Below are 24,981 nucleotides of genomic sequence, written 5' to 3' on the forward strand. Positions count from 1 at the left end.
ATCGTGCTTTCAATCGTTATGCGCCATGCGCAAGGCCGCCCGGAGCGCGATACCCCGGGCGGCCTATCTGGTTTAGCTTAGAACAGGCCTTCGATCTGACCGTCGTCGTTAAGACGGATCGTCTCGGCGGCGGGTTTGCTGGGCAGGCCCGGCATGGTCATGATTTCGCCGCAGACGACCACGACAAAGCCAGCACCGGCCGACAGGCGCACTTCGCGGACAGGCACGGAGTGGCCGGTGGGCGCGCCGCGACGGTTCGGGTCGGTAGTAAAGCTATACTGCGTCTTGGCCATGCAAACCGGCAGATTGCCATAACCCTGCGCTTCCCATTCCTTGAGCTGGCTGCGGATCTTCTGATCGGCCAGCACCTCGTCGGCGCGGTAGATGCGCTTGGCGATGGTTTCGATCTTCTGGAAGAGCGGCATTTCATCGGGGTAGAGGGGCGCGAAATTGGCATTTCCGGCCTCGGCCACTTCGACCACCTTGCGTGCCAGCGGCTCGGAGCCTTCCGAACCCAGTTCCCAATGGCGCGACAGCACCGCCTCGGCGCCATGGTTGGCGACAAAGGACTTGACCGCCTCGATCTCGGCCTCGGTGTCGGTCACGAAATGGTTGATCGCCACGACCACCGGCACGCCGAAGGATTTGACGTTCTCGATGTGACGCCCAAGGTTCGGACAGCCCGCCTTGACCGCCTCGACATTCTCGGCGCCCAGATCGGCCTTGGCCACGCCGCCGTTCATCTTCATCGCGCGCACAGTGGCCACGATGACCACGCAGTCGGGCGCAAGACCGGCCTTGCGGCACTTGATGTTCATGAACTTTTCAGCCCCGAGGTCGGCACCAAAGCCCGCTTCGGTCACAACGTAGTCGCTGATCTTGAGCGCGGTGGTGGTGGCGATCACCGAGTTGCAGCCATGCGCGATATTGGCGAACGGGCCGCCGTGGACAAAGGCCGGGTTGTTTTCCAGCGTCTGCACGAGGTTCGGCTGCATCGCGTCCTTGAGAAGCACGGTCATCGCGCCTTCGGCCTTGATGTCGCGGCAGAACACCGGGCTCTTGTCGCGGCGGTAGGCGACGATCATCGAGCCAAGACGCTCTTCGAGATCCTTGAGGTTCTTCGACAGGCAGAGGATCGCCATGACTTCGGAGGCGACGGTGATGTCAAAACCATCTTCGCGGGCGAAACCGTTGGACACACCGCCCAGCGACGAGGTGATCTGACGCAGCGAGCGGTCGTTCATGTCGACCACGCGACGCCACACGACGCGGCGGGTGTCGATGTTCTGCTCGTTGCCCCAGTAGATGTGGTTGTCGATCATGGCGCTCAGCAGGCTGTGCGCGCTGGTGATGGCGTGGAAGTCGCCGGTGAAGTGCAGGTTCATGTCCTCCATCGGGACAACCTGCGCATAGCCGCCGCCAGCAGCGCCACCCTTCATCCCGAAGTTCGGCCCAAGGCTGGCCTCGCGGATGCAGACGGTGGCCTTCTTGCCGATGCGGTTCAGACCGTCACCCAGACCAACGGTGGTCGTGGTCTTGCCCTCGCCCGCCGGGGTCGGGTTGATCGCGGTCACGAGGATCAGCTTGCCGTTCTTGTTGCCCTGAACCGAGTCGATGAACTTCTGGCTGACCTTGGCCTTGTCATGGCCGTAGGGCAAAAGATCGTCGTTCGAAATGCCCCGCTTGGCACCGATTTCCTGAATCGGTCGCTTCTTGGCCTCCCGCGCAATCTCGATGTCGCTCTTGTAACCCATAGTCGTTTCCTTCCCTCGTCTGTTGGGCTTGATCTGACCACGGTGATAGCCAATTCTCGGCATCCCACAGCATGCGAATCCGACACATGGACCTGTGGTTGCGGCGGATCACCACAGGCGACACCGGATCGAAACACGAAAACGGGGGCTCAGAGCAACGTGCCGCGGGCGCGCGCAAGCTCGGACCAGACCGGCTGATCGGGAATGTGCAGGCGCAGCATCTGGCCCAGGGCAAGCCGCCCCTCCCGTTCGACCCAGGCCGTGATACCCCGCCGCCCGAGCGCTGCGCGTTTGAACTTCGCGCCGAAACCGGGGGCGTGACCCTCGATCACCTCGGCGGGCAGGTGGCAAGGGCGGTTTTCCATATCCACCACCAGCGTCACCCCATCCGGCCCCTGCAGGCGCGAGGACGGAGGCAAGTGGCAGAGGTCGGGTATCCCCTCCAGCACCAGCGAAGCCCCAAGCCATGCGGGATCAAGCAGCTTGAGCCCCATGCTGGCGGCGATGGCGGTCATGTCCTCGACCGACAGCACCGAGAATTGCCGCGTGTTGCGGATTTCCGTGCCTCTGGGGTGCTGAGAGATCACGCGGCTACAGGACGGGCGCGTGAGGCCCGCGTGTTCTTCGCCCGCGACACCGGCAAAGGTCGCATCCACTGCGTCAAGCGGCTCTGCCGCCAGCGTCGTCTCCCGCTCGGCCACGCGGCCCAGCCAGGTGATTCGACCGTAATAGTCGGTTGGCATCAATGCAGGCATGGCTCGGTGCCCCGTGTCTTATTGGTGAATTCTTCTTGGTGAAAATACTCGCCCCGCAGGGCCGCTCAAATTCCGGGTCAGACGGTGAGGGTAAAGAACATGCGGCGGAACGGGAAAAGCACAGTGCCATCGGCACGCACCGGATAGGCGCTGTGCATCACCTCTTCGTAGCGGCGGATGAGGTCTGTCTTTTCGTCCGGGTCGAGCGCGGCCAGAACCGGGCGGGCATAGGTGCTTTCGGTATAGCGGCGCACCGGGTGGCTGCCGGGTTCGGCGGTCAACCGCTGGTAATAATCGGTTTCCCAGAGGCGGAATTGACCCAGAGGGGCCAAAAGCTCCTCATACTTGATCGGGGACATGACGCCAGGGGTGCCCATTTTCTCGATCCGTCCGGCAAACAGCTCCTCGGCCAGAGAGAGCCAGACACGGTGCGAGGGGGCCTTGTTCTGATGTGGCATCTGCACGGCCAGCGTGCCGCCCTTGCCCAACATGCGCACGAGCTTTGGCATCAAGGCCTCGTGATTCCCGACCCAGTGCAGCGCGGCGTTTGAATAGATCAGGCCCGGTGCGCGGCGCGGCATCCATTCGGCAATATCGGCCTGTTGCAGTGCGTCATATCCCATGCCCTGCGCCTTTTCGAGCATGGCCGGGCTGCCATCGACCCCGACAAGGCTGCGGTTACCCGCGCGGGCGCGCAAGGCCTCGGCCATCACGCCATTGCCGCACCCCAGATCGACCACATCGCCCGCACCCATCTGGCCGACCGCGTTCAACAGATCAAGCGCAGGCCGCAAGCGCTGATCCCGGAACCTGGCATAGGCTCCGGGATTCCAGTCCTGTTTGGTTTGCGATGTGCTCACGTCGAGGGCTCTGGCTCCATCCCGCCGTCGCCGGGGGTGGATTTCGGCTTGGTCTTGGGAATGGCAGTGACAGAGGGCTTGGTCGCCTCGGCATTGCCGTCGTCGTCATCGCTCGACATGGGCGGCTCGCCGCGCATGACCCGCTTGATCTCGTCGCCGGTCAGGGTCTCGTATTCCAAGAGGCCTTGCGCCAGACGTTCCCAATCTTCCTGTCGATCAGTCAGGATCTTCTTGGCGCGGACATAGGCCTCGTCGATCAGGCGCTTGACCTCTTCCTCGATCAGCTCCTTGGTATGCGCGGAAATCGAGAAGCCACCAGCGCCATTGCCCATGTAGCCTTCGTGCGCCTGCTCATAGTCGATATTGCCGACCTTGTCGGACATGCCCCAGCGCATCACCATGGCGCGGGCCAGGCCGCTGGCCTGCTGAATATCGCCTGCCGGGCCGTTCGACACGTTATCCTCGCCGTATTTGAGGATCTCGGCTGCCTTGCCCGCCATGGTCATCGCCAGCTTTTCCTCGCACTCGGAGCGGTGCCAGTTCAGCCGGTCGATCTCGGGCAGGCTGACGACCATGCCCAGCGCGCCACCGCGCGGGATGATCGTGGCCTTGTAGACGGGATCGCATTTCGGCAGGGCCAGACCCACGACCGCATGACCCGCTTCGTGATAGGCGGTCTTTTCCTTTTGATCGTCGGTCAGCACCATCGAGCGGCGCTCGGCCCCCATCATCACCTTGTCCTTGGCATTCTCGAAATCGACCATGGTGACAAAGCGACGGCCGACGCGCGCCGCCATCAGCGCCGCCTCGTTGACGAGATTGGCAAGGTCCGCACCGGAAAAGCCGGGCGTGCCACGCGCAATCAGGCGCAGGTCCACATCAGGGCCAAGCGGCGTCTTGCGGGCATGGACGTTGAGAATTTTCTCGCGGCCCTTGATGTCGGGGTTGGGCACCGTCACCTGACGGTCGAACCGGCCGGGGCGCAGAAGCGCGGGGTCAAGCACATCCTTGCGGTTGGTCGCCGCGATGATGATCACGCCTTCATTGGCCTCGAACCCGTCCATTTCCACAAGCAACTGGTTCAGCGTTTGCTCGCGTTCGTCATTGCCGCCGCCATAGCCTGCGCCACGATGCCGGCCCACGGCGTCAATCTCGTCGATGAACACGATACAGGGCGCATTTTTCTTGGCCTGCTCGAACATATCGCGCACGCGGCTGGCGCCGACACCCACGAACATTTCCACAAAGTCGGAACCGGAGATGGTAAAGAACGGCACGCCCGCCTCGCCTGCGATGGCGCGGGCCAATAGTGTCTTACCTGTGCCCGGAGGACCGACAAGCAGCGCGCCCTTGGGGATCTTGCCTCCAAGACGCGAGAATTTCTGAGGATTGCGAAGGAACTCGACGATTTCCTCGAGCTCTTCCTTGGCCTCGTCGATGCCTGCCACGTCATCAAAGGTGACGCGACCATGCTTTTCCGTCAGCATCTTGGCCTTGGACTTACCAAAGCCCATCGCACCGCCTTTGCCGCCGCCCTGCATGCGGTTCATGAAATAGATCCACACACCAATCAGCAGCAGGAAAGGCAGAAGCGAGACGATGAAGGTCTGAAAGCCAGATTGCTGCTGGCTTTCGGCCTTGACCGGGATGCCCGCGTCGATCAGGCGCTGCGTGATCTCGGCATCCTCGGGCTTGATCGTGGCGTAGTCCTGACCATCCGACCCGCGATAGCGCACGGTTTCGCCATCAAGCGTGACCTGGCTCACGCCGCCGCTGTCCACTGCCGCCACAAACTCGGAATACGGCACTGCGCGGCTCTGGAGGGTGTTGCCCGACCCGCTGAACAGGTTGAACAGCGCGAGGATCAACAGGAACAGCACCAGCCAGAAGGCAATATTTCTTGCGTTACCCAAGGGTTCTCTCCCAAAATTCGTATCCCCGTGCGTCTAGCACAGGGCGTCTTGATCATAAATAGAGATCACGGCCCTATCTTCAATGACATAATAAAGGCATGAGTAGATTGTCCCGATCCGGGCAAAGGCGCAGCGACCAACCATTCGGCCAGCCCATCAACGGTGCCGCGATCAGGGTTTCGCCCTGCCAGAGGCCGGGGGCGGCAAGGGCAGAGGCATGCGGCAAGCCACCCAGACGCCAATCGGGACAGGCCCGTAAACCATCGGGGCCAAGGGCGGCAATCTCGACATCGGGGGTGGCCGGGCCGATGGCCTGCCAGCGATTGTCCCAAAGGGCGGTTGCGGGCGTGCGCAACGCGCGGACAGCGGCATATTCCCGCGTAAGGCGCAGCTGCCCTGCCTTGGCAGGCAAAAGAAGACACCCGTGCAAGGTCATGGTGCCCCCCGCGCGGGCCGCGTGGACAAGCGACTGAAGCGCCGCACCGCGCGGTGGATAATCGCCACCCGCCAGCCAGTGCAGAGCGGCCTGCATCAGACGGCGGGCGATTTCTTCGGGCAGGGCGGCAAACCCGACCTTGTCGATCAGAATATCCCCGGCCTGTCCGCTTAAAAGGCTGCGCGCGGCTGTTTGCACAGAGTGATCCAGCGCTGTGCGAACCTCTGACAGAGTGCGCGCGACATCGGCCAGCGTCGCGGCATCCAGGTCCAGAGGGCCGAGCGCCGCGAGAACCTGTCGCGCGCGGGGGCGCAGATACGCGGTGTCGTCGTTGGTGGGATCGTCAACCCACAACTGCCCAAGAGCGCGCAGATGCTCCCGCAGGCGCGCGCGTGACACATCCAATAGCGGACGGTGAAACGTCACGCCCGCTTGGGTCCAGCGCGGGCGCATCGCCGCAAGACCGTCCACACCCGCGCCGCGCGCCAGACGCATCAGAAAGGTCTCGGCAAGGTCGTTTTGCGTGTGCCCGATGGCGATGTCCTGCAATCCATGGGCCTGCGCCCAGTCCACAAGGAGCGCGTAGCGCGCGCGCCGCGCCTGATCGGGCAGGTTACCGGTGCCATCCCAGCCTTGCCACTTCAGCGTATCGTGCGGGATACCGAGTCGGGCGCAGATTTGGTCCACCTCTGCCGCCTCTCGCGCGGAACTTGGGCGCAGCCCGTGATCGACGGTGACGGCGGCCAGGCTGGGGCCGCCCGCATGCTGCCAGTCGTGCAGAAGATGCAGGAGCGCCAGCGAATCGCTGCCGCCGGACACCGCCACGCCCAGTCGCACAGGGACATCCCTCGCGAAATGTGCCGCAAGGCTGGTTTGCAACGGCACGGCAGGCGGGGTCACGAACAGCCCAGGCGGCCCATCTCGGATTGCGCGGAAGAGACTGCCGCCGCCGTGGGATAGCGGGCCGCAACCTGCCCCAATGTCACGCAGGCCTCTTCGGTCTGGCCCAGACGGCCCAGCGCGCGGCCAAGACGAAAGAGCGCCTCGGGGGCCTCTGCCCCGTCTGGCGCAGCGCTGAAGCTGTCGAGATAGGCGCGCGCGGCCTCGCTCTGCTGACCCGCGGCCTCCAGCGCCTCACCACGCAACAAACCTGCCCGTCCGGACAAGGGGCTGCCCGGATAGGTCGACAGGAATGTCGCGAAACCCGCCGCCGCCTCGCTATGATTTCCCGCTTGCAACGCGGCCTCGGCGCGGTCGAAATCGTCACGCTCACCGATAGCAAGCTGAGGATTGTCGCCGGCGTTCGCCTCGGGAGCGGTGGGAAGAGGAGCGGCCTCACCGCCCGCTGTCACGGGATCGACACCACCCAATGTGCTGCCCGGCTCTAACTTGGCAATGTCACAGGCCGGTTCCAATTCGCAGAGGCGGAACTCCAGATCGCCCACGCGGTTGGTGCCATCAGACACCACGCGGTCGATACGGAATTCGAGCTGTTCTGTCTTGGCGGTCAGACGCTGCACCTCGCTCTCAATCGCGTTCACGCGGTCCACCAGAGAACCGCCGCCACTGAGTTGCCCCGCGGCGCCAGTGGTGCTGAGCTCGCGCTTGAGATGCTGCAAGGTGACGAACAGCACCGACAGTTCCTGACGGATGTCGGCCAGCGTCTGATCCGTCTGCGCCACCGCATGATGCGGCGCGACCAAGAGACCAGCGGCCAGAATGAACGCGAAACGGCGCATGGTGCGGCCCCCTTTCCTAGGTTAGCTGCCCAGCCCGGCGGCCAGCACGGTCACGGCGCGCCGGTTCTTTGCATAGCACGCCTCGTTGCTGCAAATCTCGATCGGGCGTTCCTTGCCGTAGCTGACCACACGCAGGCGGTTGGGCGAAACACCGCGACCGATCAGATATTCCTGCACCGCGTTGGCGCGACGGGCGCCGAGGGCAAGGTTGTATTCGCGGGTGCCCTGTTCGTCGGCATGCCCCTCGATCACGGCGGTAAAATCGCGATTGGTCATCAGCCAATTGGCCTGACCGTCAAGCGTGACCTGGGCCTCCGAGCCGAGCGTGGATTGATCCACGGCAAAGAGCACGCGGTCGCCCACTGTCTGCTGGAAATAGGCCGGCGAACTCGGGTCCTGCGCGGACCCGGCAAGGCCAGCGCCCGCGCCGTTGTTGAGATCGACGGCATTGCCATCATCAAAGCGGTTGGGATTGGTGCAGGCGGCCAAAGCCAGCCCCGCACAGAGGATCAGTGTCTTGCTCAGATAGGTCATTTTAGCCCCGTTCGTGTCTGCCTTGGCCTGTCATATCACAGCCCGCGTCCCAAGGAAACGCGGGCCTTGTGGGTTCAATTCTGAAGCGGCGACCAGGAGGGATCGCTTGCGCCTGTGCTGGTGGGCACCTGCTTGAGGTTCCGGCCCGTGATGTCGACCGAATAGAGGCTGGCCTGTCCCTGTTCGCCTTGGGTTTCGCGGGTGAACATGATGACGCGGCCATTGGGGGCCCATGTCGGGCCTTCGTCGAGGAAAGAGGCGGTCAAGAGACGCTCTTCGCTGCCGTCGGTCCGCATAACGCCGATATGAAACCGACCCTTGGATTGTTTGGTAAAGGCCACGAGATCGCCACGCGGTGACCAGACGGGCGTGCCATAGCGCCCCTCACCAAAGCTGATGCGCCGCGCCTCGCCACCGCCTGCCGACATGATGTAAAGCTGCGGCGTGCCGGAGCGGTCGCTCTCGAACACGATCTGGCCGCCGTCGGGGCTATAGCTGGGCGCGGTTTCAATCGACGGGGCGGTTGTGAGCCGGGAACTGGCCCCGGTGCCAATGTCCATGGTGTAGAGATCGGTATTGCCACCTTGGGTGAGCGAGTAGACCACCGTGCGTCCGTTGGGCGAAAAGCGTGGCGCAAAGCTCATGGTGGCATCTTGCGTGGGCAATTCACGACGCCCGACACTGGCCACGTCGAGCACGTAGATCCGAGGAAAGCCAGTTTCATAGCTGGTGTAGAGCACCCGGTCGCCAGTGGGCGAAAAGCGAGGTGCCAGCACGATGCTGGTGCTGTCGGTCAGATACTGCACATTCGCCCCGTCGTAATCCATGATCCCCAGTCGCTTGGCGCGCTGATCCTTGGGCCCGCTCTCGGCAACAAAAACAACCCGGCTGTCGAAATAGCCGCCCTCGCCTGTGATGCGGCTATAGACCTGATCGGCGACCTTGTGGGCGATGCGCCGCCAGCCGTCCTGCGTGCCGACAAGCTGCTGACCTGCGCCCAGTTCCTGACCGGAAAACACGTCATAGATGCGGAATTTGGCAACGATGCGCCCAGCCCCATCGGTACTGACCGCGCCGGTAATCAGCGCCTGTGCATTGATCGCGCGCCAGTCGGCATATTGCACCGGGCTATCAAAGCTTGTGATCCGGCTGATATGGGCGGCGTTCGGGATCTGGCGAAACAGACCGGTGCCGGTCAGGTCGGCGGCGATAACGCTGGCAATGTTGCGGCCGAGTTCCTGGCCTGCCGCACTGTCAGAGACGAAATCAGGTACAGCAAAGGGCATCGGTTCGATCACCCCTTCGGTGATCTCGATCCGAAGCGGGCCATTGCCCTGCGCCAGCGCGGGCATGGCCCATAGCGTGAGGGCCGCAAGGAGGGTCATCATAAAGCGCATCATTTGATCCTCATACTCTCCGGATTGAATGTCATTTCGATGTCACGCCACTGGTCGTATTTTTCCGGCGGCAAATTGAATCCATTGGCCCCGCAGCGGATGATCGCCCGGCGTGCAGCCTCGAACGCCTGGCGCGCCGCAGCATCGCCGCCGCCCGAAAAACTGTCCATTCGGATCGAACCATTATCCGGCTTGCCATCCTCACCCATGCGGACGGAAACCACAACCGTGGTGCCCAGCGCCTCGGTGCTGAGCGAGCCCACATTCCAGCATTGCTGTACCGCGACGCGGAGTGCGTCTTTTTCACCAGAGGTGAGCGGCGGGCCGCTCGGGGCGGTGTTCGTGTTCTGGCTCGTGCCAAGGGCGGCGGCAAGCGCGTCATTGACGGCGCTCTGATCGGTGGCGGGGGCCGCGGGTTTCGGCGTTTCGGTCGTGGCCGGTTTCGGGGTCTCGGCGGGCGCGGGTGTCTCTGCCTGTGCGACGGGCCGCGCGGGGCGCGGTTTGGGGCGCAAGGAAGAGGTGGGGGCTGCGTCTTTCGACTCTTCCGCCTCGGTCACGATTTCGGTTGCAGCCTCTTCCTGGGCCGTGGCCTCGGCCGGTTCCTGCGGCACCTCCGCGCCCTCATCGGGCGCGACCTCGGGCTGGGCCACCTCGTCGATACGCACGTCAGGCTCTGGCGGGGCCACGGCCTCGGGGGCGACGCGGGGCGCGGGGCGCGGCTTGGGCCGGGGCGAGACCTCGGGCACCACAACGGCCACATCCTCTTGCGGGGGCTCAAGCACGGGTGCCGTATCCGTCACCTCGGCGGGTGCGGGCGGGGTGATCTCGGTGACATCCGGCGCGGGATCGGGCGGCGCGGTCTCCTGCGCGGGGGGCGGCGTGCTCTCGGGTGGGGTATCAGGGGTCGAGGCAAGCGGCGGCGCGCTATCCCCCGGTGCGGGCGGCTCCGGCGTATCGACATTGGCAACGGCCTCGGGCGCACTCTGGCGTGCGAGCAACGCCGCGAATTCCTCGGTGGAAATGGTCGTGGCCTCCACCACCTCGAAAGGCGGCGGATCAGAGCGGAACACGCCCCCAAAGAGGGCCCAACTGATCAATGCCAGATGGCCCGCGCCAGATATGATCTGTCCGGTGTTCACCAGATGCGCCCCTAGCCACCCTGCCCGTCAAGCGCCGGACCGCCGGCATCCGTCACAAGCCCGATATTGGCAAAGCCGCCGTTGTTCAGCGCACCCATGACCTGCATCACATCCTGATACGGCACGGCCCCATCTGCGCGCAGGAACACGCGGGTGCTGTCGCGCTCTGTCGCAATGGCGCGCAGGCGGGCGACCAGCTCTTCACGCGGCACTTCGGATGTCTGGATCATCACGACACCCTCGGCCGTAACAGTGACGGTCAGCGGCTCTTCATCCTCGCCCGGTAGCGAATTGGCAGCGGTCTTGGGCAGTTCCACGGGCACGCCCACCACCATAAGGGGGGCGGCCACCATGAAGATGATCAAAAGCACCAGCATCACGTCCACAAAGGGCGTGACGTTGATTTCGGCCATCGGGCGCGAGCGTCCGCGCCCGCGCCTGCGACGCCCCTGATCGCCTGATTTCTGAACGACGCCCGCGCCCATGGTCTAGCTGTCCAACTGGCGGCTGAGAATCGTGGCGAATTCGTCGGCAAACGCCTCGTATCCCGCGACGATACGGTCGGCATCGGCGCTGAGCTTGTTGTAGAAGATCACCGCCGGAATGGCCGCGATCAGACCAAGACCCGTGGCCAAAAGCGCCTCGGCAATACCGGGGGCCACGACGGCGAGATTTGTGTTCTGCTGCTCGGCGATCTCGATGAACGCATGCATGATGCCCCAGACCGTGCCGAACAGACCGATGAACGGCGCGGTCGAGCCAACGGTTGCAAGCACCTGAAGCCCGCTCTGGAGCCCTTCGGCTTCCTTGGCGATGGCAACATCCATACTGCGATCAATCCGCGCCGTTGCCCCCGCGATGAGATTGCCGTCGTTGCGGTGGCTGCGCCGCCATTCCATCATGCCAGCGGCGAATATCCGTTCAGATTGCCCGGCAGGGTCTGGGCCGATTTCATCGAAGAGGCCATCGAGTGGCTCGCCCGACCAGAAGCGACGATCAAAGATTTCGGCCTCGAGCCGCGCCTTGCGATAGATGATGATTTTCTGAATGATGATCGACCAGGCCCAGAACGAGGCCACGATCAACATGAACATCACCAGTTTGACGATAAGGGTGGCGCGCGCAAAAAGCGCCCACATGGAGAAATCTATCTCCTGTGCCAATGCCAGGGTATCTGCTTCCATTTGCCTGCTCTTTGTATCTCTGACCGTTTTTCGGCCTTATTGCGGTCGAAACTACCCTATTTGAAAGGGGAAAGCCAATACCATCCACAGGCTCACGCGGGTTTGACGCGATATTCGCGCATAGATCAGGCGGATAATTGCCGGAGAGCCTCAGCTCTGCGCTGCGCGCAACCCCAAAGGCAGCTTGGCGGGGCGGCCCGACCGCGAGAGGCACGCTATGGTCACTTGTGCCGAAAAGATCATATCGGGGCCACGCAGGACCCTTTGCTCCATCACCAGACGCGCGCCCGTGACGGCAACAATCCGTGTTTCGACCGTGAGCACATCGTCAAGCCGGGCTGGGGCAAGGTAATCCGCCTCTACCCGCCGCACGGCAAAAACGAGACCCTCGGTGTTGCGCATGGCGTTCTGGTCAATGCCCATATCGCGCACCCAGGCGCTGCGGGCGCGCTCGATATACTTGAGATAATTCGCGTGATAGACGATCCCGCCCATATCGGTATCCTCGTAATAGACGGTTACGGGAAAGAGGTGCGCGGGCGTGGTCACGGGCTGATCCTGTTAACTGTGCATTTGCAGCAAAGCATCCCGCGCACCTGCGTTCAAGGGTCGCGGTTTCACGAGGTGGAAAATCATGAAATGCCGGGTTGTGGCGCGGCGATGCCGCCGTATATTACGCAGGATCAACTGAAACGGCACAAAAAATGCACCCGCGACGTGGTGCCAAGGCCGAGGCAGAGAACAGGGAGAGGGGCGGGAGACGGATGGACAATGCCGCAGGATTTTTGCCGATCATCGCGGCACTGCCGTTTTTGGGAGCCTTGTTTCCAGGGCTGATGATCCAGGCCGGGCGCAACACCTGCGCCGCCTTTACCGCTGCACCGACGATCCTTGCGCTGACATTGCTGCTGCTTTGCGCGCCCGCCGTCATGCGGGGCGAGGTTCTGACCTTTGGTATCAACTGGTTGCCATCTCTGGGCCTAAACGTCAATTTCATGCTGGATGGCCTGGGGTTGCTCTTTGCGGGCATGATCCTTGGGATCGGCCTCCTGATCATCCTATACGCGCGGTTTTACCTCTCGCGCGAAGACCCGATGGGGCAATTCTATACCTACCTTCTGCTATTTCAGGGTGCGATGGTGGGGATCGTCCTGAGCGATAACATCCTCCTGCTCCTGATTTTCTGGGAGCTGACATCCCTCTCGTCCTTCCTGCTGATCGGGTATTGGAAACATCTACCCGAGGGACGGCAAGGCGCGCGAATGGCGCTCACGGTGACGGGCCTTGGGGGACTGGCGATGATCGCTGGGATGCTGATCCTTGGCGATATCGCCGGAAGCTATGATCTCAGCGTGATCCTGACGCAGAAAGATGCCATTCAGGCGAGCCCGATGTATCTGCCGGCGCTGATCCTGATCCTCTTGGGTTGTTTCACAAAATCGGCGCAGTTCCCGTTCCATTTCTGGCTGCCGCACGCCATGGCCGCCCCTACACCGGTATCCGCCTATCTGCACTCGGCCACGATGGTGAAGGCGGGGCTATTCTTGATGGCGCGCATGTGGCCGGTTCTGGCAGGCACGCCGGAGTGGTTCTGGATCGTGGCCTCGACCGGGCTGATCACCATGGTCATGGCGGCCAAGATTGCCCTCTTCAAGGATGATCTCAAGGCGCTTCTGGCCTTTTCGACGGTCTCCCATCTGGGCCTCATCACCATGCTTCTGGGCCTTGGCACCAAGGCTGCGGCGATGGTGGCCGTCTTTCACATCATCAACCACGCCACGTTCAAGGCCGCGCTCTTCATGACCGCAGGCATTGTCGACCACGAGGCGCATACCCGCGACATCAAGCGCCTTGGCGGGCTGCGCCACCTCATGCCCATCACCTTTACCATTGCCACGATTGCGGCGCTGTCGATGGCCGGGATTCCGCCCTTCAACGGCTTCCTGTCCAAGGAGCTGATGCTGGAAGAGGTGGCGCATACCCATTGGATCGGGCCGCACTGGCTGATGGGGGCGGTGGCGACGATCGGCGCGCTCTTCTCGGTCGCCTATTCCTTCCGCTATATCGCGCATGTGTTCCTTGGACCAAAGCGCAGCGATTATCCGGCCAAACCGCATGATCCCGGTTTCGGCATGTGGGCCGCCCCTGCCTTCCTGACGGTGCTGGTGATCCTGATCGGCGTGATGCCCATGACCTTTGCCGGAGATCTCGTCCGGGTGGCAACACAGGCGGTGACGCAGGCAGAACCCTATGTGAATATCTACCATTGGCACGGGCTGGTGCCAGCGTTCTGGATGTCGGTGATCGCGGTCATCGGCGGGGCGATCCTCTTGCGCCTGCACGCACCGCTGATGACGATGTGGAACGCCACGCCGCGCCCCGAGGCCAAGGTGATGTTCGACGCGGTGACCCGGGCGGCCACTGCCCTCAGCCGGGCGGTAACGGATGGCGTGCATAACGGCGCGCTCACCCGCAATGGCGCCATTTTCGCGGTTGCCGTGATCGGGGCGGGCGTGCTTGGCTACTTGGGCGGTGGCATGGCCGCACCCACGCGCGAGATGTTGCCGGTGACCGTGCTGCCTGCGATTGGCTGGCTCTTGCTGGTACTGGCGACGATCTGTCTGGTCGCGTTCCATCGCAACCGCTTTCTGGCGCTGGTCCTTATGGGCATCGTCGGGCTGATCGTCTCGATGGGCTTTGTCTATCTTTCGGCCCCCGACCTTGCGCTGACGCAAATCTCGGTCGAGGTGGTGACCATCATCCTGCTGCTTCTGGCGCTCAATTTCCTGCCGCGCGAAACCCCGGTGGAAAGCAGCGTCGCGCGCCGCATGCGCGATGCGGGCATCGCCGTGATCGGCGGGGTCGCGGTGGCGGGGCTGACCTATGCCATTCTGCTGCGCGATTTCGCAGCCGAGAGCATTTCGGTCTTTCACCTCGCCAATTCCTACAAGGGCGGCGGCGGCACCAATGTGGTCAACGTGATCCTCGTGGATTTCCGGGGCTTTGATACCTATGGCGAAATCATCGTGTTGGGGATTGCGGCCCTCGTGATCTTCGCGCTGACCGAAACCGTGCTCAAGGGGCCCGGCGGGCGCTGGCTCTCTCAATGGAAGGCGGACCGCTACGCCGAGGCGGGCGACCGTCACCCGCTGATGATGGTGGTGGCAACCCGCGTGATGATGCCCATCGCGCTGATGGTGGGGGCCTATATCTTCCTGCGCGGCCACAATCAGCCGGGCGGTGGGTTTATCGCCGGTCTGATCGTGGCGATTGCGTTTCTCATGCAATACATGGCCTCGGGCTTTGCCTGGGCGGAGGCGCGGCAGCGCGTCACCTATCACGCCACCATCGGCGTGGGCGTTCTGATCGCGAGCGTGACGGGCATCGGTGCCTGGCTGGCGGGGCGTCCGTTCCTGACCTCCGACTACGGCTATCTGCATTTTCCACCCATCGAGGAATTCGAATGGGCGACGGCGATGGCCTTTGACACCGGCGTGTTCTTGACCGTGGTGGGTGCGGTGATGCTGGCGCTCAACAGCCTGTCCAGCATGGCGCGGCGCTCGGGCGAGACCGTCAATATCATGCCCATGGACATCAATCCGGCCCTCGACGACGCGCCGGGCGAGAAGGAGGCCTGATATGGAGCTTCTGTTTGCAAGTGCGATCGGCCTCTTGACCGCCGGTGGGCTCTATCTGGTGCTGCGGTTGCGCAGTTTCCCGGTGATCATCGGGATTTCGCTGCTCAGCTATGCGGTCAACCTGTTCCTCTTTGGCACCGGGCGGCTGGTGGTGGACATGCCCCCGATCCTTCAGAAGGGTGTAGAGACCTATACCGATCCGTTGCCGCAGGCGCTGGTCCTGACGGCCATCGTGATTTCCTTTGGCATGACGGCGGTGGTGGTGATGCTGGCACTCGGATCCTTCCTGTCCTCACGCGAAGACACCGTGAATATCGGCCCCGAAACGCCGCCTGAACAGCCCACGCAGGAGAATGAGGCATGAGCCATTGGATTATTGCCCCTGTTGTGGTGCCTGCGGTACTGGCTGCGATCCTGACGCTGGCGATGCGACATCATCCGCCGTTGCAGCGGGTGTTTTCCATCGCGGGCGTCGTTGCGGTTCTGGCGGTGGCGATTGGCCTGACCGTGCAAGCATCGACCGGCGCCATCGAAGTCTATGAGCTGGGGAACTGGCCGGCACCGTTCGGCATCGTTCTGGTTCTGGACCGCTTATCGGCGCTGATGGTGCTGGTGACGGCGGTGCTGGCGCTGATGGTGCTGCTCTACGCGGTGGGCACCGGCTGGGATCAGCGCGGCAACAATTTCCACGCGCTCTACCAGTTTCAGCTGATGGGCATTTTCGGTGCCTTCCTGACCGGCGACGCCTTCAACCTCTTTGTGTTCTTCGAGGTGCTGCTGATCGCCTCTTACGGCCTGATGATCCACGGCGGCGGCCGGCGCAGGCTCAAGTCGGGTGTGCAGTATGTGATCTACAACCTGCTCGGCTCTACCCTGTTTCTCTTCGCGCTCGGCACGCTCTATGCGGTGACGGGCACGCTCAACATGGCGGATCTTGCGGTGCGGGCAGCAGAGATTCCGGTCGAGGACAGCGCGCTCCTGCGCGTGGGGGCGATGCTGCTCTTCCTCGTCTTCGCCATCAAGGCGGCGCTCTTGCCGCTGCATTTCTGGCTGCCGGAAACCTATGCCGAGGCTCCGGCCCCGGTTGCGGCACTCTTTGCGATCATGACCAAGGTGGGCGCCTATGCGATCCTGCGCATGTATACGCTGGTCTTCGGGCCCGACCTTGGGGCAACGGCGGCGCTGATTGACCAGATGCTGACCTATGCCGCGCTGATCACGCTTGTTGCCGGGATGGTCGGTATCCTGGGGGCCAGGCGGCTGGGCCGCCTCGCCGCCTTCGCCGCCATCGGCTCGATGGGCACGCTCCTTATTGCCATCGCGGGCTTCCGGCCTGAAACCACGGCGGCCGCCCTCTATTACATGATCCATTCGACGCTGGCGGGCGCGCTCCTGTTCCTCGTGGTCGATCTCGTGCGCGAGCGGCGGGGATCCATGGCAGGGGCATTTCTGCCGGGGCCGCGCATGGCGCAACACGGGATGATTGCCGCGCTCTTCTTTGGCTCGGCGATTGCCACGGCGGGCATGCCGCCGCTCTCGGGCTTTGTCGGCAAACTGCTCATTCTCGACGCGGTGCGCGAGATGGATCAGGTCTGGCTCATCTGGGCCGTGATCCTCAGCACCTCGCTGGTGGCCATCCTTGGTCTGGGCCAGGCGGGCAGCGCGATCTTCTGGAAACTGGCCCCCGAAACCGGCGACGAACCGGAACCGGAACCGCAACCCGCTCTGCCCATGGTGGCCTGTTTCACGATGCTGGGCGGCATTGTGGCGCTCTCGGTGCTGGCCGGTCCGGTCATGGGCTATATCGAGGCCACGGCACAACAACTGCACGCGCCAGAGAGCTATATCGCCGCCGTGCTGAACGGTGGTTGAGGGAGGAAAGACGATGCTGCGCAAGATCCTGCCCCATCCGTTCCTGACGCTGACCCTGATCGTGGTCTGGCAGATGCTGGTCAACAAGCTGACCTTTGGCAATCTGGTCCTGGGAACGATTCTCGGGTTGATCATCCCGATCATAACCTCGCCCTACTGGCCCAACCGGCCGCGCCTCTCGAGCCTGCCACGGATCGTGGAATTCGTGCTCGTGGTGCTCTGGGATATCTGTGTGGCCAACGTGCAGGTGGCGATAATCATCCTGTTCAAGACCAACGCCAACACCAAGCCCGCCTGGATCACCATTCCGCTGGAACTGCGCACTCCCGAGGCGATCACCGTTCTGGCAGGCACGATCACCATGACGCCCGGCACCGTGTCGAGCGATCTGTCCGCAGATGGCCGCAGCCTGCTGGTGCATTGTCTGGACGCGCCCGACCCGGACGCAGTGCGCGATGACATCAAGGCGCGCTACGAACGCCGGCTCAAGGAGATTTTCGAATGATCGAATACGCGCTCTTTTTCGCCTTCGGCTGTTTTGGACTGGGATTGCTGCTCAATATCTATCGCGTGATCAGTTCGCCCACCGTCGGCGACCGCATCCTAGCGCTGGATACGATGGTGGTGAACATGATCGCGCTGCTGTCGCTGTTCGGTATTCTCAAGGGCACGACCATGTATTTCGAAGCGTCGATGATCATCGCCATGACCGGCTTTATCTCGACCGTGTCCTACACGCGCTTCTTGTTGCGCGGCGACATCATCGAATAGGAGGCCGATCATGGTTGTGGATATTCTCATTTCGGCCTGTCTGGTGATCAGCGGCGTATTCGGCTTGGTCGGCTCCTTTGGCCTGATCAAACTGCCCGATCCCATGATGCGGCTACACGCACCGACCAAGGCGACGACACTGGGCGTGGGCGGGGCGCTGATCGCCTCCATGCTGTTCTTCTATTTCAAGGTCGGGGATTTTTCGTTTCACGAGTTAATGATCGTGTTGTTCCTGTTCCTGACCGCACCGATCACGGGGCATTTCATTGCCAAGACGCATCTGCATCTGGTGCATAAGCCCGCCGATCTGCCGCCCACCGGCACAGACCGGCCTTGGGCCAGCTATGAGAGCGATGCAGAACGCGCGCGCATCGAGGCAGAGGCCGCAGACGCGCAGAACGGGTAACGCGCGGTCCTGTGACCTGCCACGCGCCGCGTGACGCCTCTTTCGAGGCGAAGGAAACTCAGGGGGTCAGCGCGTCCACCTCGGCTTGCAGATCGCGAGCAAGAGAAAGTGTCTCAGACGGGAATTGCGAGAGGTCATGCTCTTTGCTGCGCCCGATGGTGGTGGGTTGCAAGGTATTGGCAGGCGGGTGCGTGTCATCCGGCAAGCCCAGAAATCGCCGAAGACGGGGCCAGTGCCGGCCCGGATCAGCACAATATGCCTCGTAGGAAATCGCCAGGAAACGCCCCGGCATATGGGCCGCGCCAAATTCCATCGCAGCGCGATTTGCGGCGGTCCAATAGCGCAGCTGATGCACCGGCAGGGGCGTAGCTGGCTCCAATGCCACCCCATAATAAGGGCTCCAGTGCCGTGCTTGCCATGTGTTGTTGCTAAACGCCATGTCGAGCCCGTTGCGCACCACATGGATATAGCGAAGGCCCGGAAAACATCGCGCGAGATGCGGCAGGAACACATGGGTGTTAGGCTCTTTCCAGCCCCAGGGAAGATCGCCGCCCACAGCAGGCGGCACGCTGTCAATGAGACTCTCGGCATCAGGCGCGCGCACACCGCATTGCCATGGCCCGATCGGCGGAAGCGTGTCCCGCAGACGGATCAGCAACGCGTGCTCCTCTTCACTGAGGGTTCCACGCAGCCCGGTGGTCATGGCGCGACGCAAGAGGTCGGCGGCCTGAACGACCTCTGCATCCGAAGGGCGCTGTCGCACCCAGTCCGCACGCTTGAAAAGCACGGTGAACCACAGGTTATCGAGCGGCCCGTTCAATCGTGTGCCAAGCCGGATACCCACCGAAGACAGCGTGGCCGCAAAGACGCGGGTGCCCGACCCCCCGAGACCACCAATTGCGACATGCGGATCGCTGGCAGAGCGGGTGGCTGCATGGGGTTCTGGTTGTGGGTAGAACATCCTGTGTTTTGATCCCTGACTCAAACCTCGCGAGACCCCGTTCGAACCGCGTCCGATCAGGCGCCGTGCCCCAGCATAGCTTTTGGGCGCGCGGCCATTAAGAATAGTTTTGCGTTATTTCAGGAATCGTAGGAATGTGAACACTCAACTTAAAGTTATAACCTGCATTTGGAGATATAGAATGGATTTTGTAAGAAGGTCGGCGTTCATTTGCACACTTGTCTTTGGGCTCGCTGCGGGAGGCAGTCTTGTGCCAGAGAGCGCAAAGGCCGGGACGGACCCTTTCATTGGGGATATAATTGCCGTCGGCTATAGTTTTTGCCCACGTGGATGGATGAGTGCGGAAGGACAAATTCTGCCGATTTCAAGCAACACTGCACTGTTCGCCTTGATCGGCACAACCTACGGCGGAAACGGCACGAGCACCTTTGGTCTGCCCGACCTGCGGGGTCGGGGCGCAATGGGACAGGGGACCGGGCCGGGACTTACACCGCGCGTCCAAGGGCAAATGACGGGGGCCGAAGCGGTCACGCTAAGCATCAATCAGATGCCGAGCCATAGTCACGCGGTAAATGCCAACAATCTGGACGGAGATCTTCCTGGCCCGGGTGGCAAGCTCTTGGCCGCCGCTCCACCAAGCGGCGTGGGATCTGAAACGATTTATTCGGACAAGGATGCAAACGTAACCATGTCATCCGCGATGATCGGAGCATCTGGTCAGAGCCAGGCATTCAACGTCGAGGATCCGACGCTGGTGATGCGCTATTGTATTGCCATCCAGGGAGTATTTCCGCCGCGGAACTGAAAAGAGGCTAGCGGCCCCGGCTGACGCTGCGGGCGCGACGTTTCGCAAGTATCAAACACAACTTTAATTTTGGAGTCCGTAATGAAAGATTTGAATAAGAGCGCGCTTGCAGCAGTTGGGATGCTGGGCCTGACGTTGGGCGCTGTTGCCACTCCGAACCAAGCAGAAGCTGGAATGGACGCCTATCTTGGGGACATCATGATCGTCAGTTTCAATTTCTGTCCGAGCGGTTGGTCCCAGGCGGCAGGGCAAATTTTGCCCATTGCGCAAAACCAAGCTCTTTTCTCGCTGCTTGGCACACAATTTGGCGGAAATGGGACCACGACATTTGCCCTCCCGGATCTGCGCGGTCGGATTACGCTGGGCCAAGGAAGTGGGAACGGCCTAACGCCACGGCAGGCCGGGCAGAGCTTTGGCTCTGAGGCCAAGATGATGACGGAGGCCACGCTGCCGCAGCATAACCATATGGTTAATGCAAACAATCTGGACGGCGACCTGCCTGGACCGGGTGGCAAGCTTTTGGCGGCGGCACCGACAGGTGGCACCGGTAACGAAACGATCTATTCCCAGGCCAACCCGAATGTCACGATGAGTCCGGCGATGATTTCGCCGGCCGGGTCAAACGCTGTGATCAGCACCCAAGATCCGACCCTGGGCCTCATTCACTGTATTGCCGTGCAGGGCTCGTTTCCGCCACGCAGCTGATCCAGTCGTCTGGGGAGCACCCTATTTGGCGGCAGATTGCCGTTCTGTATCAAGACTTTGGAGACTTCGATGACACATTCAAAAATGAGATCCCGTGAGGCGCTGACAGCGCTGGCTCTGGGCATTGTCACCTTCGCAACGCCGCACGCGGCTCTGGCCAGTTCCGATCCCTATGTCGGTGAGATAGCCCCCATGGGTATTGTCGGTTTTTGTCCCGCCGGTTGGGCCAGCGCCGAGGGGCAAATTCTACCGATCACTGAGAACGACGCCTTATTTGCCCTGATCGGCACGACATTCGGCGGCGACGGTAGAGTAACTTTTGGACTTCCGGACTTGCGTGGGCGCCTGCCGATCGGCCAGGGCAACGGCCCCGGTCTTAGCCCGCGGTCCTGGGGGCAGGTCGGCGGACGAGAAACGGTGACACTCACCACGAACCAGCTGGCATCACATAGCCACACGGTAAACGCCACCAATAGCGACGGCAATCTTCCCGGGCCTGGCGGCAAGATTCTGGCCGCCGCACCGGATGGCGGCACCGGGCAGGAGACGATCTATTCCGATCAGGCGGCCAATGTGCAGATGTCGTCGCAAATGATCGCGCCTTCAGGCGGCGGTCAGCCCGTGAATGTCCAGGACCCGACACAGGTCATCCGCTACTGCATCGCGCTTCAGGGGATATTCCCGCCGCGGAACTAGGCGCGCAAACACCACTTGCGGCGGGATACACCCGCCGCAAGTGGCAATTTCATCCCTAGACAACGGGATAAACAAACCCGCCCAACCGGGGCGCAGGCTTGGATCGCGGCACAAGATCGAGCTTGCCGCTATCAAGGGCACGTTTCAAATCGACCAGCAGAGCCGCCATGCCTGGATCGCCATCTTTTTCGGCGCGGATGCCTGTCTGAACAAACAGGCCTTCGCTGCCGTAAACCTCTGCAAATCCGCGCGGTGCGGCATTGAGCGCGGCCATTGGCGGAGCGAGACCCGCCGTGTCGGCCAAGGGCTCGACCGGATGAGCGCCCAGCAGGGTCATCATCCGCTCCAGAAACTCGGCGTGGTCAATCTGCGGCAAAGCGCATCCTCCCGATCTTTTCGTGTACCCATTCTGGCTGGGACGATCTTCGAACGATCATCCCGCCGATCGCCAACAGGTCGATATGGGTATTCAGAAAACAGTCTATCGCGTCCTTCGGGCTACAGATGATGGGTTCTCCGCGCACGTTGAAAGAGGTGTTGAGCAGCATGGGACAGCCGGTCATGGCGTGAAACGCCGCAAGGATCGTTCCCGCCCGTGCGCCAGTGCCAGGCGTAACCGTTTGCAGCCTGGCGCTGAAATCCACATGCGTGACAGCGGCAAAATCGCTGACAACGGCGTTCTGCAATTGCATCGGGCCGTGCAAGCCGCGCCCGCGCGCGTCTGACGCGGTGGTCGTCCCGCAAAACTCGGGTCTGAGCTGTGCCACAAACAGCATATAGGGGCTGTCGGTCGGCTCCTCGAAATAGATCGGCGCCTGATCGGCCAGAACCATCGGGGCAAAGGGGCGCCAGTCTTCCCGGAACTTGATCGACTTGTTGACGCGGCTCAGCGTGTCCTTGCCACGCGGATCGGCAAGGATCGAGCGGTTGCCCAAGGAGCGCGGCCCGAATTCCATGCGTCCGTTGAAATGGCCGACGACCTGGCCTTCGGCCAGTGCCCCCGCAACGGTATCGGCATAGCGCGCAGGATCGGACACCTCCTCATAGACAAGCCCCGCCGCATCCAGCGCCGCGCAGATGTCGGCATCGGTGAACTGCGGCCCGAGAAAACCACCAGACATGGTGTCCCTGGTCGTGGACGGCCGGTCGGTGGCTGCACCCTCACGCGCCACCTCGAGGGCCGCGCCAAGGGCACCGCCAGCATCCCCGGATGCGGGCTGAATCCAAAGGTTGCCGAGGCCGGGCAGATCACGGATCAGACGACTATTGGCCACACAATTCAGAGCGACACCCCCCGCGAGACAGAGGTTCCGGCTTTGCGCGCGGTCCAAGGCGGTTCTGGCCAAGGCCAAAACCGCATCTTCGAGCACCGCTTGGGCAGAGGCGGCAAGGTTCATATGGAACTGTGTCAACGTCCCGGACTCCTTGCGCTGTGGCTGACCGAACAGCATTTCAAAGAGCGGCGACGTGGTGCTCAGCCCCCGGTCAAAATCGAAATAATCCATGTTGAGCGCGAAACCACCATCCGGTTGCAGCGCAATCATCTCATCCAGGATTCTTTCGCGAAATTCTGGCGTGCCAAAAGGGGCGAGGCCCATCAGCTTGTATTCGCCGGAATTCACCTTGAAGCCGCAGTATTGCGTGAAGGCGCTATAAAACAGGCCCAGAGAATGTGGAAAGCTGATCTCTGCTTCGGCCCGCAACCCGGCAGCGGTGCCTGACCAGAGACTCGTGGTGGAATATTCGCCGACCCCATCCAGCACCAGCACCGCCGCCTCGGCAAAGGGCGCAGGATAGAACGCTGACGCCGCATGTGACCGGTGATGAGGCACAAAGACGATCCGGTCCGGATCCCCGGCGATCTTGCTCAATTGCAGGGGCAGCTCATCCGCTAGGCTGCGCAGCGTTTCCACCATCCGCGGCCAGAGCCGCGCACCCGTCGGAAGCCGGGTTTGAGCGTTCTGCAGAATCCGCCGCAGTTTGAGGCCGGGATCCTCATAATAGGCGACGCGATCAATCGCCGCGCCGTCAGGCAACTGCGACAGGCAATAGCTGATCGCGTTCTTTGGAAAGTGCCAATCGGCCTTCTGCCGTGTGAACCGCTCTTCCTGCGCAGCGGCCAGAATGCGTGTGCCCTGCACCAGAGCTGCCGCGGAATCGTGGAAATGCGACGAGATGCCTAGCGTGTAGCGAGGGGCGGTCACACGTCACCTCTACGGGCAGGACCCTTGCCAAGAAGGGGCTTGATCAACGGTTGCAGCCGTTCGGCAAAGAGACTGTTGGCTCTCATGTTGGGGTGATTGTCCAAAGGCTGAAATGTGTGCTGCCGGTCATGCGGGCATGAAATATCGAGAGCTTCGGAAAACCGGTCGCAAACGGCGCTGTTGAAATCCCGGTCCAGGGAATCGAGCAGGGCAAAATGAAGCGGGATGCCGGCGGCCCTGGCCGTCTCGCGGACCAGCTCCAGAACTGCAAGAGTGACGAGGTTGACCATGTGGTCGTCCGGCAGAAAGACCCCGAAATTGACATCCCGCAGCGCCGGTTGCCAAATCTCCCGATACACGATCTGTACCTGCCCTTTGCCATCGAGCTGGGCAACGGGCACGTGTTCGACCCTTAATTTATACCACTCTGCGCTCAGATATTGCCGCATGCGCTGTGGGTGGGCGATGTTGCGAAACCGATGGTCGCTGATCACGGAAAAGACGGCGGCATCTATCGCCCCTGCCGCAATGTCGCGGCGGAGTTGCAGCAAATTTTGCACAGAGCCATGGCCGCCAATGCCACGATTCAAAATCCGGACATCTGGCATGTCGCGTTGGAGCAGGGCGGTAAAGGTTTCCTCATCCGCCAAACCCGTGCCATAGGTAAACGAGCAGCCATAAAATGCGACACGCGGCCCCTGCGCTGTCTGTGACCCGGGAACATGCCGCCAGCCATCGGCCGCGATATGCTGAAGAATGTTGCTGCGAAACGCCACGCGAACGCTATGGTCCGCCGATAGCCGCCACCCCAAAACGGGATCGGGACGAAACAGGAGCCGGGGCTTGCTGACGATTCTGCGTGTTTCGGCATTCGAAAATGACATGATTTGCTTCAATCGCCGCTTATCTTTCATCACCCCGCAAGGAGTTAAATATCTGGCTTAAAAAGTTAATCGTTAAACGTTTGCGCCCTGACTCGGCGGGTGCCCGATCCACACGCAACGCGCCAGCGGATTACACGCCTCAGTACTATCAAACCAACCTCGACTTTTTCAGGTTAACTGGAAATTTCATCCTCCGCCACCGACAACCCGTGAAATCAAATGGGCATTTCCGGTTCTGCGCTCGCTGGCCCTTGACAAGAACACATGCTTAATTGGGTTGTTCGGTGCCCCCGGCAGGGCGAGTTTACGTTTCAAGGATTCCTTACAA

At 62.1% G+C, this 24,981-nt stretch carries 25 protein-coding genes; 9 read left to right on the forward strand and 16 right to left on the reverse strand.

What is annotated here, in order from left to right:
- Window positions 1–77: 77 nt before the first annotated feature.
- The 12 genes from AACZ65_RS09355 to ybgC all read right to left on the reverse strand — a co-directional run bounded on the left by AACZ65_RS09355 (window position 78) and on the right by ybgC (window position 12,260).
- Window positions 78–1,754 (reverse strand): formate--tetrahydrofolate ligase, encoded by a 1,677-nt coding sequence (locus AACZ65_RS09355; protein ID WP_339670168.1) that lies wholly within the window; start codon window positions 1,752–1,754, stop codon window positions 78–80.
- A 149-nt stretch (window positions 1,755–1,903) separates the two neighbouring features.
- The gene (locus AACZ65_RS09360; protein WP_339670170.1) at window positions 1,904–2,509 is read right to left on the reverse strand and encodes a sulfurase; all 606 of its coding nucleotides are present in this window, start codon (window positions 2,507–2,509) and stop codon (window positions 1,904–1,906) included.
- Window positions 2,510–2,586: 77 nt separating this feature from the next.
- Window positions 2,587–3,369, reverse strand: coding sequence for a methyltransferase domain-containing protein (locus AACZ65_RS09365; RefSeq protein WP_339670172.1), 783 nt, complete (start codon window positions 3,367–3,369; stop codon window positions 2,587–2,589).
- Window positions 3,366–5,282, reverse strand: coding sequence for an ATP-dependent zinc metalloprotease FtsH (ftsH, locus tag AACZ65_RS09370; RefSeq protein ID WP_339670174.1), 1,917 nt, complete (start codon window positions 5,280–5,282; stop codon window positions 3,366–3,368). The genes AACZ65_RS09365 and ftsH overlap by 4 nt, the downstream gene beginning before the upstream one ends.
- 79 nt (window positions 5,283–5,361) lie before the next feature.
- Window positions 5,362–6,618 carry a tRNA lysidine(34) synthetase TilS gene (gene tilS / locus AACZ65_RS09375; RefSeq protein ID WP_339670176.1) on the reverse strand — a complete coding sequence of 419 codons (1,257 nt, stop codon included), beginning with the start codon at window positions 6,616–6,618 and terminating at the stop codon, window positions 5,362–5,364.
- On the reverse strand, window positions 6,615–7,457 hold the full coding sequence (gene ybgF, locus AACZ65_RS09380) for a tol-pal system protein YbgF (RefSeq protein ID WP_339670178.1): 843 nt from the start codon (window positions 7,455–7,457) through the stop codon (window positions 6,615–6,617). The genes tilS and ybgF overlap by 4 nt, the downstream gene beginning before the upstream one ends.
- Window positions 7,458–7,478: 21 nt before the next feature.
- On the reverse strand, window positions 7,479–7,991 hold the full coding sequence (gene pal / locus AACZ65_RS09385) for a peptidoglycan-associated lipoprotein Pal (protein ID WP_037276364.1): 513 nt from the start codon (window positions 7,989–7,991) through the stop codon (window positions 7,479–7,481).
- Window positions 7,992–8,065: 74 nt separating this feature from the next.
- A complete protein-coding gene (tolB, locus tag AACZ65_RS09390; RefSeq protein ID WP_339670180.1) occupies window positions 8,066–9,391 on the reverse strand; it encodes a Tol-Pal system beta propeller repeat protein TolB in 1,326 nt (441 codons plus the stop codon).
- Complete coding sequence (locus AACZ65_RS09395; RefSeq protein WP_339670182.1) at window positions 9,388–10,527, reverse strand: energy transducer TonB; 1,140 nt, start codon at window positions 10,525–10,527, stop codon at window positions 9,388–9,390. Before AACZ65_RS09395 ends, tolB begins: the two co-directional genes overlap by 4 nt.
- Before the next feature lie 11 nt (window positions 10,528–10,538).
- Window positions 10,539–11,012: a protein TolR gene (tolR, locus tag AACZ65_RS09400; RefSeq protein ID WP_339670184.1), complete on the reverse strand. Its 474-nt coding sequence runs from the start codon at window positions 11,010–11,012 to the stop codon at window positions 10,539–10,541.
- 3 nt (window positions 11,013–11,015) lie between these two features.
- Window positions 11,016–11,711 carry a protein TolQ gene (gene tolQ, locus AACZ65_RS09405; protein WP_037276358.1) on the reverse strand — a complete coding sequence of 232 codons (696 nt, stop codon included), beginning with the start codon at window positions 11,709–11,711 and terminating at the stop codon, window positions 11,016–11,018.
- A gap of 150 nt (window positions 11,712–11,861) precedes the next feature.
- Window positions 11,862–12,260, reverse strand: coding sequence for a tol-pal system-associated acyl-CoA thioesterase (gene ybgC / locus AACZ65_RS09410; RefSeq protein ID WP_339670186.1), 399 nt, complete (start codon window positions 12,258–12,260; stop codon window positions 11,862–11,864).
- 215 nt (window positions 12,261–12,475) lie between these two features.
- Between ybgC and AACZ65_RS09415 the strand changes: the two genes are divergently transcribed.
- The 6 genes from AACZ65_RS09415 to AACZ65_RS09440 are packed head-to-tail and all read left to right on the forward strand — an operon-like array spanning window position 12,476 to window position 18,398.
- A complete protein-coding gene (locus AACZ65_RS09415) occupies window positions 12,476–15,349 on the forward strand; it encodes a monovalent cation/H+ antiporter subunit A (RefSeq protein ID WP_339670188.1) in 2,874 nt (957 codons plus the stop codon).
- A gap of 1 nt (window position 15,350) precedes the next feature.
- Window positions 15,351–15,713, forward strand: a complete 363-nt coding sequence (locus AACZ65_RS09420; RefSeq protein ID WP_037276352.1) for a Na+/H+ antiporter subunit C — start codon at window positions 15,351–15,353, stop codon at window positions 15,711–15,713.
- Entirely contained in the window at window positions 15,710–17,221 is a 1,512-nt protein-coding gene (locus AACZ65_RS09425; protein ID WP_339670192.1) for a monovalent cation/H+ antiporter subunit D, read from the forward strand. Before AACZ65_RS09420 ends, AACZ65_RS09425 begins: the two co-directional genes overlap by 4 nt.
- 13 nt (window positions 17,222–17,234) lie before the next feature.
- Window positions 17,235–17,726 carry a Na+/H+ antiporter subunit E gene (locus tag AACZ65_RS09430; RefSeq protein WP_037276349.1) on the forward strand — a complete coding sequence of 164 codons (492 nt, stop codon included), beginning with the start codon at window positions 17,235–17,237 and terminating at the stop codon, window positions 17,724–17,726.
- Window positions 17,723–17,992 (forward strand): K+/H+ antiporter subunit F, encoded by a 270-nt coding sequence (locus AACZ65_RS09435; protein ID WP_037276348.1) that lies wholly within the window; start codon window positions 17,723–17,725, stop codon window positions 17,990–17,992. The genes AACZ65_RS09430 and AACZ65_RS09435 overlap by 4 nt, the downstream gene beginning before the upstream one ends.
- A 10-nt stretch (window positions 17,993–18,002) precedes the next feature.
- Window positions 18,003–18,398 carry a Na+/H+ antiporter subunit G gene (locus AACZ65_RS09440; protein WP_339670194.1) on the forward strand — a complete coding sequence of 132 codons (396 nt, stop codon included), beginning with the start codon at window positions 18,003–18,005 and terminating at the stop codon, window positions 18,396–18,398.
- Window positions 18,399–18,456: 58 nt separating this feature from the next.
- Here AACZ65_RS09440 and AACZ65_RS09445 read toward each other — a convergent pair whose 3' ends face one another.
- Window positions 18,457–19,359 (reverse strand): sulfotransferase, encoded by a 903-nt coding sequence (locus tag AACZ65_RS09445; protein ID WP_339670196.1) that lies wholly within the window; start codon window positions 19,357–19,359, stop codon window positions 18,457–18,459.
- Between the two features lie 250 nt (window positions 19,360–19,609).
- Here AACZ65_RS09445 and AACZ65_RS09450 point away from each other — a divergent pair, with 250 nt between their 5' ends.
- The 3 genes from AACZ65_RS09450 to AACZ65_RS09460 all read left to right on the forward strand — a co-directional run bounded on the left by AACZ65_RS09450 (window position 19,610) and on the right by AACZ65_RS09460 (window position 21,565).
- A complete protein-coding gene (locus AACZ65_RS09450; protein WP_339670226.1) occupies window positions 19,610–20,164 on the forward strand; it encodes a tail fiber protein in 555 nt (184 codons plus the stop codon).
- An 81-nt stretch (window positions 20,165–20,245) separates the two neighbouring features.
- Window positions 20,246–20,869, forward strand: a complete 624-nt coding sequence (locus AACZ65_RS09455) for a tail fiber protein (RefSeq protein WP_339670197.1) — start codon at window positions 20,246–20,248, stop codon at window positions 20,867–20,869.
- 69 nt (window positions 20,870–20,938) lie between these two features.
- Window positions 20,939–21,565 (forward strand): tail fiber protein, encoded by a 627-nt coding sequence (locus tag AACZ65_RS09460; protein WP_339670199.1) that lies wholly within the window; start codon window positions 20,939–20,941, stop codon window positions 21,563–21,565.
- A gap of 55 nt (window positions 21,566–21,620) precedes the next feature.
- On the opposite strand, the gene AACZ65_RS09465 is transcribed toward AACZ65_RS09460, so the two are convergent.
- The 3 genes from AACZ65_RS09465 to AACZ65_RS09475 are packed head-to-tail and all read right to left on the reverse strand — an operon-like array spanning window position 21,621 to window position 24,419.
- Entirely contained in the window at window positions 21,621–21,941 is a 321-nt protein-coding gene (locus AACZ65_RS09465) for a hypothetical protein (protein WP_339670201.1), read from the reverse strand.
- Window positions 21,928–23,769, reverse strand: coding sequence for a carbamoyltransferase N-terminal domain-containing protein (locus AACZ65_RS09470; RefSeq protein ID WP_339670203.1), 1,842 nt, complete (start codon window positions 23,767–23,769; stop codon window positions 21,928–21,930). The genes AACZ65_RS09465 and AACZ65_RS09470 overlap by 14 nt, the downstream gene beginning before the upstream one ends.
- Window positions 23,766–24,419 carry a hypothetical protein gene (locus AACZ65_RS09475; protein ID WP_339670205.1) on the reverse strand — a complete coding sequence of 218 codons (654 nt, stop codon included), beginning with the start codon at window positions 24,417–24,419 and terminating at the stop codon, window positions 23,766–23,768. Before AACZ65_RS09475 ends, AACZ65_RS09470 begins: the two co-directional genes overlap by 4 nt.
- Between the last annotated feature and the right edge of the window lie 562 nt (window positions 24,420–24,981).

Source organism: uncultured Roseovarius sp. (genome assembly GCF_963972555.1).
In the GTDB taxonomy this organism is placed as follows: Bacteria; Pseudomonadota; Alphaproteobacteria; order Rhodobacterales; family Rhodobacteraceae; genus Roseovarius; species Roseovarius mucosus.

Coding starts and splice junctions, on each gene's coding strand:
- AACZ65_RS09355 (WP_339670168.1), bottom strand. CDS start 1,754: ATGGGTTACAAGAGCGACATCGAGATTGCGCGGGAGGCCAAGAAGCGA.
- AACZ65_RS09360 (WP_339670170.1), bottom strand. CDS start 2,509: ATGCCTGCATTGATGCCAACCGACTATTACGGTCGAATCACCTGGCTG.
- ybgF (WP_339670178.1), bottom strand. CDS start 7,457: ATGCGCCGTTTCGCGTTCATTCTGGCCGCTGGTCTCTTGGTCGCGCCG.
- pal (WP_037276364.1), bottom strand. CDS start 7,991: ATGACCTATCTGAGCAAGACACTGATCCTCTGTGCGGGGCTGGCTTTG.
- tolB (WP_339670180.1), bottom strand. CDS start 9,391: ATGATGCGCTTTATGATGACCCTCCTTGCGGCCCTCACGCTATGGGCC.
- tolR (WP_339670184.1), bottom strand. CDS start 11,012: ATGGGCGCGGGCGTCGTTCAGAAATCAGGCGATCAGGGGCGTCGCAGG.
- tolQ (WP_037276358.1), bottom strand. CDS start 11,711: ATGGAAGCAGATACCCTGGCATTGGCACAGGAGATAGATTTCTCCATG.
- AACZ65_RS09415 (WP_339670188.1), top strand. CDS start 12,476: ATGGACAATGCCGCAGGATTTTTGCCGATCATCGCGGCACTGCCGTTT.
- AACZ65_RS09420 (WP_037276352.1), top strand. CDS start 15,351: ATGGAGCTTCTGTTTGCAAGTGCGATCGGCCTCTTGACCGCCGGTGGG.
- AACZ65_RS09425 (WP_339670192.1), top strand. CDS start 15,710: ATGAGCCATTGGATTATTGCCCCTGTTGTGGTGCCTGCGGTACTGGCT.
- AACZ65_RS09430 (WP_037276349.1), top strand. CDS start 17,235: ATGCTGCGCAAGATCCTGCCCCATCCGTTCCTGACGCTGACCCTGATC.
- AACZ65_RS09435 (WP_037276348.1), top strand. CDS start 17,723: ATGATCGAATACGCGCTCTTTTTCGCCTTCGGCTGTTTTGGACTGGGA.
- AACZ65_RS09440 (WP_339670194.1), top strand. CDS start 18,003: ATGGTTGTGGATATTCTCATTTCGGCCTGTCTGGTGATCAGCGGCGTA.
- AACZ65_RS09445 (WP_339670196.1), bottom strand. CDS start 19,359: ATGTTCTACCCACAACCAGAACCCCATGCAGCCACCCGCTCTGCCAGC.
- AACZ65_RS09455 (WP_339670197.1), top strand. CDS start 20,246: ATGAAAGATTTGAATAAGAGCGCGCTTGCAGCAGTTGGGATGCTGGGC.
- AACZ65_RS09460 (WP_339670199.1), top strand. CDS start 20,939: ATGACACATTCAAAAATGAGATCCCGTGAGGCGCTGACAGCGCTGGCT.